Consider the following 12,023-nt stretch of genomic DNA (forward strand, 5'->3'; position numbering starts at 1 on the left):
AACGTATAGCGGTTACGATTGCTTATTTCCGGCGTATTCGGACCACAAATCCACCGCCGGGAGCCAGCTTCAGACCGAGTGTATCAGTAGCCCGAACGGTTTGGGTGCTCAGCTGATAATCGACCGGATTACGATCCGCGTTAGGTCCATCGGTGCACAGGGTAGCCTCAAACGTGCCGTCTCCTAAAAAGGTGAGGGGCAGGTTCATGGGGCGACCCGTCCAGTCGGTCAGCCCACCGATGTACCAGTCGGTGCCCCGGCGCCGGGCCGTAACGAGGTAGTCGCCAAGCTTCGCGTCCAGTACGGTTGTTTCGTCGAAAGCAGCGGGGATAGAGCCGAGAAATTCCATGAAGGCAGGCTCCAGATAAGCCTGCGACGGATTGCCCGAGAAAATCGGTATCGGACTGTCATAGACAACGAACATGGCCAGCTGGTGGCAGCGGGTTCCCTGCGACATAACTTTACCGGCAATCGGCCTGAACTGCTCCTTGGTAGCATTATCGAGCAGGCCCGGCTCGTAGTCCATGGGGCCGGCAACCATCCGAATGAAAGGCAGTAGCAGATCATGCTCGGGCGTAGGCTTGCTGCTCCAGATGTTATACTCCGAGCCCAGCACCCCCTCCCGTGTAATGGCATTGGGCCAGGTCCGTTCAAACCCCGCCGACTTGTAAGCGCCGTGGAACATGATCATGATCTTATGACGCGCGCAGGCCTCGGCCACCCGACTATAAAACCGAACCATGTTCTGATCGTCGCGATCCATAAAATCGGTCATGATGAAATCGACACCCCAGTCGCTGAACTGTTTCAGAGCTGGTTCCAGCTGCCGGTCCAGGGTCGAGCAGAGCGTCCACATGCTAAGCCGGACGCCCTGAGAACGGGCATAAGCCACCAGCTCAGGTACGTTCAGATCCGGGTTGATTTTGAACAGATCGGTATAGTCGGACCAGCCCGCATCGAGCAGGATGCGGTCAAACCCGAAGCGTTTGGCAAAGTCGACGTAGTATTTATAGGTGGCTGTGTTGATCCCCGCCCGAAACGGCACGTTGAACAGGTTGATATCGGTAATCCACTCATCGGTGCATTTACCGGGACGTACCCACGACACGTCGCTGACCCGACTGGGCGCGGCCAGCCGGTAAATGAGATCCGTTTCGGGCAGGGTTCGGTCGGTGCCAATCACCAGCACCCGCCACGGAAAGCTGCGTTTGCCGCTGGTTCGGGCGATGAAATCGGCGCGCCGGGTAACGATCAGCTGCGGAAACCCACCCGCTGTCATTCGTTCGGCCAGCGGAATCGGCGCAAAAACCCCTTTCAGGCTCTGCCCGTCGCGGGCCAGAAACATGCCGGGGTAATCGTCGAGGTCTGACTCAGTAATGACGATCCGGGGCACCGATCCCGACCCGGCTACCAACACCGGCGAGAACGCCAGCGTGGTATCGTGCACTTGACTGAGCGGCTTTATCGAATACAACTCTTCGAAAGAAGTATGAAACCGATCCGCATCGGCCCGCTTCTGTACCGCCGGGAAATATACCGTCGGGTCATCAACCAGCGCAAAACGGGCGGTTTCGTTCAGTATGGTCAGCGAGTCGGCCAGGCTGGTCCGGAATCGGTAAGCCATCCCGTCGTCATAGACCCGAACCAGCAGGGCGTAGTTACCCCGGAAGTCGAGGGTCAGCTCCGTAAAATGATCCCGGATCAGTCGGCGTTTAGTAACCACTTCGGGCACAATACTATCCCGCACGGTGCGCACCCGACTCTGACGAACCTCGTCTCCTACGGCCAGTGACCGCCCCCCTGCCAGCGTCATCGCCACCGCCGAAGGCCTGACCAGCAGCCGCCCCTCGTAGCTAACGGCGTATCGGGTACTGTCGGTAACGGTCACCGTTACCGACAGGCGACCATCGGGCGACGTAATGATTCGTTGAAACGGACGGGGCGCAGCTTTACCCTGAATACTCAGCAGCAAATACCCCAGAAAGAAATAGTAGCGCATGGCAACCGGTAGTTTTACACGAAAGAAACCGGCTTGTCGTCACTACTGTGTCATCCGTATGCCAGACCTGACCCACGCGCGCTCCACCAGCCTCATCGCTGGTCAACCAGCGCACTGATGTAGGCAGGCACTTCGGGCTCACCGGCGAAGAAAGTCCCCTTCTTTCCCTGCGTCAGTGCCCAGCGGTGTATCCACGAAATACCCGCATTCCCCACGTAGCGATCGGTTGACCGGTAGGCTTCGTCCTCCAGGGCTCTATCGAGCGACACAAACCGGTACCCCTCCGTCTGGAGTTGGGCCAGAAGTTTGCCCAGGTAGAACGAGTTGATGGTATTGGCATGGGTCAGCAGCACATGCCGGATCGGGCGGCCAAACAGCGAGTCAGCCTGCGCTTCGTAGTAGCGTACCGTTGCCACCATATAGGTCACGTATTCACTGCCGATACGGCTGGCCAGCGCAGTGTCGTTTCGGAGCAGCGCCTTATCATAAGCAGCCGAAAACAGGTAATCTGAATTATCGATCGATACCGGCGCTTCCTGATAGCCCCGCGCTGACAGAAACTGACGAAGCGAGTCCTGCTTACCCGCCGAGTTGCCCCGGTGTAGAAACGGATGGCGAAAATACCGAAACTGTTTGCCAGCCTGTTCGACCAGGGGCTTTACGAAGGCCTCTCCACCCAGCACATCCTGCTGGTAGGCAACCGCCGAAATGGCATTGTAGCCTTTGTGAGCCAGGGTATGGTTGCCCAGTTCCATACCGGCGTTCAGCCACTGGGTCAGGAGGTTCATCTGGCGCTGATCAACCTGCCCGTCTGTCAGCAGCTGCTGCCCAACCACAAATCCAATGGCGGGTACAGTATACTGCCGAAGCTGCGTCAGCAACCGACGCGTGAGCGAGTCCTTGCCGCCCGGGGTCCGATAGACGCTGGAGACGGTGGGCAGATCGTCGATGGTAATACAGATTTCTTTCTGGGCCCGGAGAGGACTGGCCAGGCTAACAGCCAGTAGCAGGAAAATAAACGACCGATGCATGTAGATAAATAAGTGACAAGGGGGTTCAGTCTACCTTGAGCTGAACACTTTTGCCCAGATAAACACCCTGCGGAAGATCAACGATGAACAAGGTACTGTTCTGCCCCTCGTTGACCAGCGTTGTAAAATGATCTCCTTTCGATTTGTAGACACCCGTCACCGACAGCAGGATACGGCTTAGCATTCTCGATGGGTCGGCCAGGGTCAGTTCACTCAGGCGGCCGTTCTTCATTTTCAGCATGGCCATACCCTGGCTGTCCATCTGCACGCTGATGCCCTTCTCAACCTCTACGGTGCCGGCTTTGTAGAACGCCAGCTGACTGATACCCAGCTGACCGTGTCGAACGGCCTGCAGGTCAGGGGTGTTGGCCAGAATCTCGATGGAGCGATTGGAACGGCTGGTTTCGCTCAACTGCTGCTCCGACACGTCCGGCACCACGATGTACTGATACGAAGCCCCACTGGGTTTGTTGCCGTGATTGAACCAGAGCGAAAACACATCTTCCCGAATCAGTTCGTTACTGATATTTTTCTGGTCGGTAATGTCTGACCAGCGGCCCGTTTCGGTCTGGTTAGACAGGCCAACCGTGGCGGGTTCCGGAAATATATAGCCGATCCGGTCGTGGTGTACCCATTTTACCTTGTCGAGGGTTCGGCTGCCTTTCGGTACGGTGGTCAGCTTACCGTCCTGCATCAGACGAACATCGCTCCGCATCATGACCTGGTTCAGGCTGGTTACTACCGGCAGGTTAGGTTTCGAGTTGATATCGGTGCCGAGGCAAACGTACTCCTCGTCGAAGAAGAACCACGATTTTTTGGCCTCCAGTCCGTCGTGAGGGCTCTTGAAATCAAACGCTACGGCCCCGTACATACCGTCCGTAACGGCACCTACAAAATCGGTCAGCCCGTCTTTCTGAATCTCGTCGGGGCCGGGCAGCTGGGCTTTCTGCATGATGGTGGTCCCCGAAATCTTCTGCCAGTTGTAAACGGGCCAGATGTTGTGGTACTCATCCCCTTTCAGCATGAGGTAATTGGTGCCATCGGCGCGGTGGTGGGTCGTTTTGCCCGGTCCGTTATACGGCTCTTCCATATTCCGGTTGCGGGTCGAAAACATCCGGACGGTGGTGTAAAAGCGCGGGCGCTGAAAAACGAAGTGTTCCGATTGCCAGAAAAATTTCGCGAAGGATGCGGTAGGTTTGGCTTCGCCCTTGCGGAGCCGGATAATCTCGTCCAGCTCGGCTTTCCGATAGTCGGTGCTCACCAGCAGCCGTTCGATTTCGAGGGTACTTTTGGGCGTAAATGTGGCGCCCCGCTCGGAAATGCTCCGGTTCTTGACGCTGATGTCGTCGTAAACACCATATACCATCTGCTTGTAGATCCCGTCGAGGTAATAATCTACGAGCTGGTTGATCTTCTCTTTGGCGAACGCATACTTAGTACCTGCCACGTAGAACGACCACTCCCCGTAGGCGTTGGCGTATTTCCCGTATCCGTACGACGAAGTGTTGTTGACCCGGTCGACCCGGTGATGGAAGCTGTAGTCATGCTGCATACCCCGCTCGCCGGTAGCAAACTTCAGCTCGCCCTCAATGATTTTGATGATAGTATCGAATTCCTGGTAGTTATTCTGAACCAGCAGGTTTTTGGCCAGAATGCCCGCAATGACGATCCGGTCACCACTGGGCCGGGCTCCCGACGCGTTCATGTTGGCCCGCCCAATCATGGGCTGCGCTTTGGCAACCAGCTCTTTCGGCAGCTCATCGGCCATGACCAGCATCAGGTTACCCAGATTGGTGGGGGTGGTAATCTGATTGTCGTGCCAGTTATCGCCAACGAAATCGTGTTTGACCCAGTACGCCAGCCCCTGAGCGATACGATCTTTAAGTGTTTTGCTGCGGTAAAACTTCGACGATTTGTTTTTATACGCTTTGGCCATGTAGACCAGATCGCGCGTATGGCCTCCGTGCGGAAAGCTGGCCGTTCGGCTCAGGTCGGCATAGTTGATGTTCTGAAAACTGCCGTCTTCATTCATCCGGGCCAGGATGGCGTCTACCTGACTGTCGACAACGGGCGTCGCCATCAGATCGGCTACAATACGCTCCCTGATTAGTTTCACCTCGCTCTGGGCCAGGCAAAATGAGGCCCATAGAGCCAGTACTGGAACAAGCAACAGACGTTGAGTTCTGGATTTCATAAAGAGTCAGCTAGAAGATTCGGGTTTAGTTGCTTCATAAAGCTGACTCATACCGGTTTCTATTGATAGACCAGCGACTTAACGAACACATCGACTACCGGCAGACTGACCAGTAGTCGATGTGTAGACCTGCTGTCATCAACTAAACAACCAACAACATACCTGTTCAAACAGGTTTTGAATTTACACTTCATGTAGTTAATCCTTCATCTACAGAACACGCAATAATTATTTAGCCGTTTCTGTTACTTTTCACACTAAAAACTTACAAACCTTTAGTGTGAAAAATAACAGAAACATCCACTATAACCAGTCGAATTTTGTTACTTAAAATTTTCCGAAGTATTTCGCCATCTATTTTGATTTTCAAATATAGAAAGACAATTGTTATCCAACTAATCCTGACAACAATAGCATCAAATTCCTGACACTATACATTACTTATTAAATCAACGCCATCCTCTACCGTTTTTAGCAATAGATCTGTAGAAATTAACTCGGCACTATGTAGCCTATTTAGCTCGTGTATTTTGATCTTTATAGCCTCAAATTTTACACTACTTTTTTGCCACTGAATGGGTACCTCAACAGGGCCTGCCCGGAAGCCGCTCAACACCCCCCGAACTCACGGGCCCAACTGCTTTCTGACGAGCCGGTTTAGCCCCATTCTGGTAAGGCACCGGCTACGGCCAATCTTACCCCCTGCCCTGTTGGGAGACGATCAGCCGCAGCAGAGCCGGGCCGCTGGTGGCGTACTGGTTTTCACTATCGTTTCGTATAAAGCTGAATCTGTTTGGTTCGGGCGCTGATCCCCACTGCCATATAGGTAGGCCTTGCCTGTAGGACATGCCGCCCCGATACGACCAGTCCTTTGAACCGCCGGACCCACGCATCTACGTCTTCGGGTTTGTAATATTTGGCGTTTCCGAACATCCCAGCCGGTTTTAACCCGAAAGCCTCCCGCAGCCGGTCGAAAGCGAGGGGCGTAATGTTGTGCTTCATGCAAATCAGCGGTTTGCTCAACAGGCCCGATGTCGATACGGCTCTAGGTGGTTTGGCCGGTTCGGCCTTGAGCCGACTTAGGGCTTCCTGATGAAGCCGATCCAGGTCATGTTCGTCGCAGGTAAAGAACCTGAATCGGGCAAAGTTGACCCCTGCAATCCGATGCTCCAGCAGCCGCGATCTCAGATTTAGCGTCTGACCAATGTAGACGACTTCGTTGTTGGCATCTATCAGGTAATAGACGCAGGGCTGCGGTTTGCGAAGCGTTTCGCCCGCCAGAATCTGCCCAAAATCAATGCTTTTCTCGGTTGTTTTTTCGCTGATTTTCATGTGTTAAATATACTACTAACAATACTTATATACAACAAAAAATACATATATTTTTTTACCTTTGTTTCATGGCAGGACGACGAGAAAAAAAGAACACCATTCAGGGAAAATGGCTCAAGGAAGCCCTGGCCGCGCAGGAGATGACGGTCTACCGATTAGCGAAAGAATTAGGATATAGCCGGGAGAAATTTTACCGGCATATCGGAAATAAAACCTATCTCAGCAGCGAATCACTGGCCGAGATAGCGACTAAATTTCCAACGATGAATATGCGTTATGTATTGACGGGAGAAGGAAAACCAATTATATCCTAATAGAATTAATTACCTTTCAATGCATCGCAATTATTTATTCCCTTTAAGCTAGCTTATTCTTTTACATTCACATTTTTCAGTCCGAAAGTGTGTTAAAATTTCGTCACTTTATGAAAAATAAGGCTTTTATATAAATGACAAAAGCAAAAAAACGGGCTTCCCGAAGTATCGAACAACCTGGCCCAATAGCTTCAGAAAACCCGTTCTACTTATGTATTGCACTTTACAGCTCGAAGGTGATGCCTTGCGCCAGCGGCATAGTCGTGCCGTAGTTGATGGTGTTGGTCTGTCGGCGCATATACGCTTTCCACGCATCGGAACCCGACTCACGGCCTCCACCGGTTTCTTTTTCGCCCCCAAACGCTCCGCCGATCTCGGCTCCTGATGTGCCGATGTTCACGTTGGCAATCCCACAATCAGACCCCGCCATCGACAGGAACCGCTCGGCTTCGCGCATGTTGAGGGTAAAAATAGACGACGACAGCCCCTGGGGCACGCCATTCTGCTGCGCAATGGCGTCATCGAGGGTCGTATAGCTGAGCAGGTACAGGATAGGAGCAAAGGTTTCGCGCTGCACGACTGGCCATTCGTTTTCGGCTTCGGCAATACAGGGGCGCACGTAACAGCCCGACTCGAAACCCAACCCATCCAGTACGCCGGGCTCGACAACGAAACGACCGCCCAACTCGCGGATCTCCCTGACCGTAGCCTGGTAAGCCGCCACGGCCTGCTTGTCGATTAGCGGCCCGACATGAAACGATTCATCCAACGGATTACCGATCCGTAGTTGCGCATATGCGTTTTTGAGCCGGTTCTTCACGTCGTCATAAATACTTTCCTGCACAATCAGCCGGCGGGTTGTAGTGCAGCGCTGCCCGGCCGTACCAACCGCCCCAAACACGATGGCCGGAATAGCCATATCCAGATCGGCATGGTCGGAGACAATAATAGCGTTGTTGCCGCCCAGTTCGAGCAGGCTCTTCCCCAGCCGGCCCGCTACCGTTTCGGCCACGGCCTTCCCCATCCGGGTGCTGCCCGTAGCCGATACCAGCGCCACCCGCGGGTCGCGCGCCAGCCATTCGCCCGCATCCCGGCCGCCCGTTACCAGACACGACACCCCCTCGGGCACATCGTTGTTACGCAGCACGTCACCAATGATCTGCTGGCAGGCCAGCGCCGTCAGCGGTGTTTTTTCGGACGGTTTCCAGACGCAGACATCACCACATACCCAGGCCAGCATGGCGTTCCAGGACCAGACCGCCACGGGGAAATTAAAGGCCGAAATGATACCGACAATGCCCAGCGGATGCCATTGCTCCAGCATCCGGTGAGCCGGGCGCTCCGAATGCATCGACAGGCCGTACAGCTGCCGCGACTGGCCCACGGCAAAATCGCAGATGTCGATAATTTCCTGTACTTCGCCGAGGCCCTCCTGGAGCGATTTGCCCATTTCGTAACTGACCAGCGTTCCGAGGTCGCGTTTGTACCGCCGGAACTGATCGCCCATCTGCCGGACGATATCGCCCCGGCGCGGTGCCGGCACCTGACGCCATTCGGCAAAAGCAGCCTGGGCGGTCTGAATAACCCGGTCGTAGTCGGCCCGGGTAGAGAGGTGAACGCGGGCAATCAGCTGACCATCGGCCGGCGAGTACGAGTCGATGGTTTTGCCAGTATGATCCCGCTCGGCTGTACCAGGCCAGAACGCCTGGCCGGTACTGGTGCCGGGTTTGACCGGCTGAGTGGGTAAGGGAAGAATAGACTGCATAAACGGTTGTCTGTGATGAGTTATTGATGGGGCAAAGCTATTGGCCTTTGCGGAAACAGCAGCCAGCACCGGGCAAACTTTTTGCACCCATTCCGGTTAAAACATCGACATAAGCATTACTCAACAATCCCGAAACGTTATGAAACCCATCCAAACCTTTGGCCTGTCGGCGCTTGTTCTCGCGCTGGCCGCTACCGCCGGACAGAGTCAGAATACGCCTACCGGTGCCGCTACATCAACTACCTATCCGCAGGGTGCCGTGGTTCCGGACTCTACTCCTGCATCGGGCAACAGCCGGGCGCAGAAACGGGCCACCCGCCGGAACCGGACCAATCAGAACAGCCGCGACAACAGTTCCCAGCCCAATACCAACACGAGCCCGCAGGATGCGCAGTACCGCCAGAGTTCATCCAGCAGCGGCACGAGTATCAACAACAGCAACACGACGAACTACAATACCAACAATGCGGTCAATGCGCCCACGGGTGCAGGCAGCAACCCCAATACCACCAACCCCAGCTCAACATCGGGCACCCCGCCCGGCACCGATGGGTCTGATAACTCGGCTCGTCGCCAGTCGGCCGGGAGTTCCTCGTCGGCGGGAGTAGCGGCTATAGCCAACGCTCAGACCAGCAAAACCCCCGCTGTTAAAGCCGGCAGCACTGAACGAAACACCAGCATCGGTGATTTTGTAGCCTCGTCGCCCAACTATACGACTCTACAGAACGCGCTGCAGTCGGCCGAAATGGACGTGGCGCTGAAAGGCAATGGTCCTTATACCGTATTTGCTCCCTCCAATGAGGCTTTCAAACGGCTGCCGACAGCGGTGCAGGCTGGCTTGCTGGAGGGCCGCAACCGAGATGCCCTGAAGCAACTGCTGGCCTATCATGTGGTGCAGGAAAACATCGACGCGCAGGAGCTGAACCGGCGCATCAAAGCGGGTAACGGCAAAGCGATGCTGCAAACGATGGCCGGCGCCACCCTGACCGCGCAGGCCACCAACGGTGGGGTAACCCTGACCGACGAACAGGGGCATTCGGTGCGCCTGGGCCAGACGGACCAGTTCCAGGTAAACGGCGTCATACATAGTATCGATTCGGTTCTAATGAACAAAATGAGTGCTTCGGCGTTCCAGTAATGCCTGTTTTACGGAACACAGCAGCGTGGTCAGTTTGCAGAAATGAGCAAACTGACCACTTCATTCGTTATATTGTCGTACTTTTCGCCTTTGTGTAGACAGTGCCAGCATGATCAAAGGTTACCTAAGCGATAAGAACGGGCCCGTCATCTGTTCGTTTGAATTTCCGCTATATTTGGCTCAATTAACTCTGTTTGCGTGAAACGCCAGTCTTCTTTAGTCTCCGAAAGTGTGCTGCTCGAAAAACTGATCCGGCGTGACCAGCAGGCTTTTCAGTGGCTTTACGATCAGTATTCGGCTGCTCTGTACGGTGTGGTGTTGCGTATTGTGCGTGACGATGAGCAGGCCCAAGATTTGTTGCAGGATATATTCGTTAAAATATGGAAAAACCTGGATGCGTATGATGCCACCAAGGGGCGTCTGTTTACCTGGATGCTCAACGTGTCCAGAAACACGGCCATTGATGCACTGCGCGCGCGCAAGACTCAACCATCCGGCGCAATCCGAACCGACGAAGAGAGCGTACATATAGTTGACCGCCAGCATCACACGGAGCAACCCAACCCTGACCACATTGGCGTACAGGAGGTTGTAAACCGGTTGCGGCCTGACCGGAAACAGTTGATCGATTTGGTTTATTTTGGCGGCTATACCCATGAGGAAGCCGCCGAAGAACTGAACCTGCCGCTGGGTACGGTGAAAACCAGGATACGGGCCGCGTTGCAGGAATTAAAGCAACTATTCAAGTCATGAATGTAACAGAATATATAGCGTCGGGTATTTTAGAATCGTACGTCCTGGGAGCGGTAAGCGATCAGGAACGGCGCGAGGTCGAATGCCTATCTTCTATTTATCCTGAAATCCGGCAGGAGCTTGACCACCTGTCGACGGCTCTTGAACAGTACGCCCAGGCATACAGTGTTGAACCACCAGCGTCCGTTAAAGAGAATCTACTGAAACAGCTCGATTTCGAGAAGCCCGTTGCCCCGGCCGTTGTTCGCCCTCTGCCCGTTGACCCCTGGAAGGACGGAAGCCCTACCTTCCGAACAACCTGGCTCGTAGCCGCATCAGTCGGCATTTTAGTGTTAGGCTTCGCTTTTTTTTTGGTCTCCCAGCTGCGTACGAACCAGCAGACAGTCGCTTCCTTACGAACAGCTAATGACTCCCTCAAGTCAGAAGTTCAGCAATTACACACCCAGCAATCGCGGGCAGAGCAGTCGCTGGCGCTGTTGAGCAAACCCGGCATGCGTACCATCGAACTGCGCGGCAACGACAAAGCACCCAGTGGCCGTATGCTGGTCTTCTGGAACGCCAAAACCCGCGAGGTAGCGGTTGAGGTACGATCACTGCCCCCGCTCCGCCCCGATCAGCAGTACCAGCTGTGGTCGCTGGCGGGTGGTCAGCCAATCGACGCGGGTGTCTTCGAAGCGGGCAGTAACAACCTCGCCATCCAGCGCCTGAACCGCACCATCGATCGGGCCGACGCCTTTGCGGTAACCGTCGAAAAACGCGGTGGCAGCCCCACCCCTACGCTCTCGACCCTCCTGGCGATGTCGCCGGTCGATGCCTGAACGTTCGTCAGATTTCCCTTGTTTTACAGGTAGGCAGCCGGGTTGGCTACGACTCCAGCGCGTACTTTTTTTGCGCACATAACCAGCCGGTTCGTTGCCAAACGGTGGCCGTTCTCAGCCCGTATATCTACTCCCAATTACTTACAGATAACCCATGAAATACCTGTTAATTCTGTTCATTCCGGTTCTCCTTTGGTCGGTCTATAGCGCAGCCAGCCCGTCGGTGGCTCCGGGTGGGGCCCCGGCCTCATTGCAGACTAATAAACCCACCCCTCAGCCCGGCGAGCGAAAAGTGGTGAAGACCAACGCCGAATGGAAAAAGATACTCACCCCCGATCAGTACGCCGTACTGCGCGAACATGGTACCGAACGAGCCTTCACCAGCCCACTGAACGACAACCACGAGCATGGCGTGTTCCGCTGTGCCGGCTGCCGCAATCCCCTGTTTGCGTCCGATACCAAGTTTGACTCCGGAACCGGCTGGCCCAGTTTTTACAAACCGATCAGCAAAAACGCCGTTACCGAAGAGGCCGACAAAAGCTACGGCATGGTCCGTACCGAAATCCAGTGTTCGGTATGTGGCGGTCACCTCGGCCACGTTTTCAACGACGGTCCCAAACCCACCGGTCTTCGTTATTGCATGAACGGTGTGGCGATGATTTTCGAGAAAAAATAGACG

At 54.7% G+C, this 12,023-nt stretch carries 10 protein-coding genes; 5 read left to right on the plus strand and 5 right to left on the minus strand.

All coding sequences use genetic code 11. The annotated features are described in order from the left end of the window. Nucleotides 1–22: 22 nt before the first annotated feature. From EQG79_RS27555 to EQG79_RS27570, 4 genes are all read right to left on the minus strand, one after another. Nucleotides 23–1,999: a glycoside hydrolase family 97 protein gene (locus EQG79_RS27555; RefSeq protein WP_129605975.1), complete on the minus strand. Its 1,977-nt coding sequence runs from the start codon at nt 1,997–1,999 to the stop codon at nt 23–25. A gap of 92 nt (nt 2,000–2,091) precedes the next feature. Continuing rightward, nucleotides 2,092–3,030 (minus strand): polysaccharide deacetylase family protein, encoded by a 939-nt coding sequence (locus EQG79_RS27560; protein WP_129605977.1) that lies wholly within the window; start codon nt 3,028–3,030, stop codon nt 2,092–2,094. 25 nt (nt 3,031–3,055) lie between these two features. Further along, nucleotides 3,056–5,224, minus strand: coding sequence for a polysaccharide lyase family 8 super-sandwich domain-containing protein (locus EQG79_RS27565; protein WP_129605979.1), 2,169 nt, complete (start codon nt 5,222–5,224; stop codon nt 3,056–3,058). Nucleotides 5,225–5,989: 765 nt separating this feature from the next. Next, nucleotides 5,990–6,556, minus strand: coding sequence for a GIY-YIG nuclease family protein (locus tag EQG79_RS27570; protein ID WP_129605981.1), 567 nt, complete (start codon nt 6,554–6,556; stop codon nt 5,990–5,992). Nucleotides 6,557–6,624: 68 nt separating this feature from the next. Here EQG79_RS27570 and EQG79_RS27575 point away from each other — a divergent pair, with 68 nt between their 5' ends. Beyond that, a complete protein-coding gene (locus EQG79_RS27575; RefSeq protein WP_077922005.1) occupies nt 6,625–6,870 on the plus strand; it encodes a helix-turn-helix domain-containing protein in 246 nt (81 codons plus the stop codon). A 223-nt stretch (nt 6,871–7,093) separates the two neighbouring features. On the opposite strand, the gene amaB is transcribed toward EQG79_RS27575, so the two are convergent. Further along, nucleotides 7,094–8,635 (minus strand): L-piperidine-6-carboxylate dehydrogenase, encoded by a 1,542-nt coding sequence (amaB, locus tag EQG79_RS27580; RefSeq protein WP_129605983.1) that lies wholly within the window; start codon nt 8,633–8,635, stop codon nt 7,094–7,096. 139 nt (nt 8,636–8,774) lie between these two features. Here amaB and EQG79_RS27585 point away from each other — a divergent pair, with 139 nt between their 5' ends. The 4 genes from EQG79_RS27585 to msrB all read left to right on the plus strand — a co-directional run bounded on the left by EQG79_RS27585 (nt 8,775) and on the right by msrB (nt 12,020). Then, complete coding sequence (locus tag EQG79_RS27585; protein ID WP_129605985.1) at nt 8,775–9,773, plus strand: fasciclin domain-containing protein; 999 nt, start codon at nt 8,775–8,777, stop codon at nt 9,771–9,773. A gap of 198 nt (nt 9,774–9,971) precedes the next feature. Further along, nucleotides 9,972–10,526 carry an RNA polymerase sigma factor gene (locus tag EQG79_RS27590; protein ID WP_077922008.1) on the plus strand — a complete coding sequence of 185 codons (555 nt, stop codon included), beginning with the start codon at nt 9,972–9,974 and terminating at the stop codon, nt 10,524–10,526. Beyond that, complete coding sequence (locus EQG79_RS27595; protein WP_077922009.1) at nt 10,523–11,344, plus strand: anti-sigma factor; 822 nt, start codon at nt 10,523–10,525, stop codon at nt 11,342–11,344. Before EQG79_RS27590 ends, EQG79_RS27595 begins: the two co-directional genes overlap by 4 nt. 154 nt (nt 11,345–11,498) lie before the next feature. Further along, nucleotides 11,499–12,020 carry a peptide-methionine (R)-S-oxide reductase MsrB gene (gene msrB / locus EQG79_RS27600; RefSeq protein WP_077922010.1) on the plus strand — a complete coding sequence of 174 codons (522 nt, stop codon included), beginning with the start codon at nt 11,499–11,501 and terminating at the stop codon, nt 12,018–12,020. The last annotated feature ends 3 nt before the right edge of the window (nt 12,021–12,023 follow it).

The sequence above is a fragment of the Spirosoma sordidisoli genome (assembly GCF_004138325.1).
GTDB classification, from domain to species: domain Bacteria; phylum Bacteroidota; class Bacteroidia; order Cytophagales; family Spirosomataceae; genus Spirosoma; species Spirosoma sordidisoli.

Coding starts and splice junctions, on each gene's coding strand:
- msrB (WP_077922010.1), top strand. CDS start 11,499: ATGAAATACCTGTTAATTCTGTTCATTCCGGTTCTCCTTTGGTCGGTC.
- EQG79_RS27575 (WP_077922005.1), top strand. CDS start 6,625: ATGGCAGGACGACGAGAAAAAAAGAACACCATTCAGGGAAAATGGCTC.
- EQG79_RS27595 (WP_077922009.1), top strand. CDS start 10,523: ATGAATGTAACAGAATATATAGCGTCGGGTATTTTAGAATCGTACGTC.
- EQG79_RS27555 (WP_129605975.1), bottom strand. CDS start 1,999: ATGCGCTACTATTTCTTTCTGGGGTATTTGCTGCTGAGTATTCAGGGT.
- EQG79_RS27560 (WP_129605977.1), bottom strand. CDS start 3,030: ATGCATCGGTCGTTTATTTTCCTGCTACTGGCTGTTAGCCTGGCCAGT.
- amaB (WP_129605983.1), bottom strand. CDS start 8,635: ATGCAGTCTATTCTTCCCTTACCCACTCAGCCGGTCAAACCCGGCACC.
- EQG79_RS27585 (WP_129605985.1), top strand. CDS start 8,775: ATGAAACCCATCCAAACCTTTGGCCTGTCGGCGCTTGTTCTCGCGCTG.
- EQG79_RS27570 (WP_129605981.1), bottom strand. CDS start 6,556: ATGAAAATCAGCGAAAAAACAACCGAGAAAAGCATTGATTTTGGGCAG.
- EQG79_RS27565 (WP_129605979.1), bottom strand. CDS start 5,224: ATGAAATCCAGAACTCAACGTCTGTTGCTTGTTCCAGTACTGGCTCTA.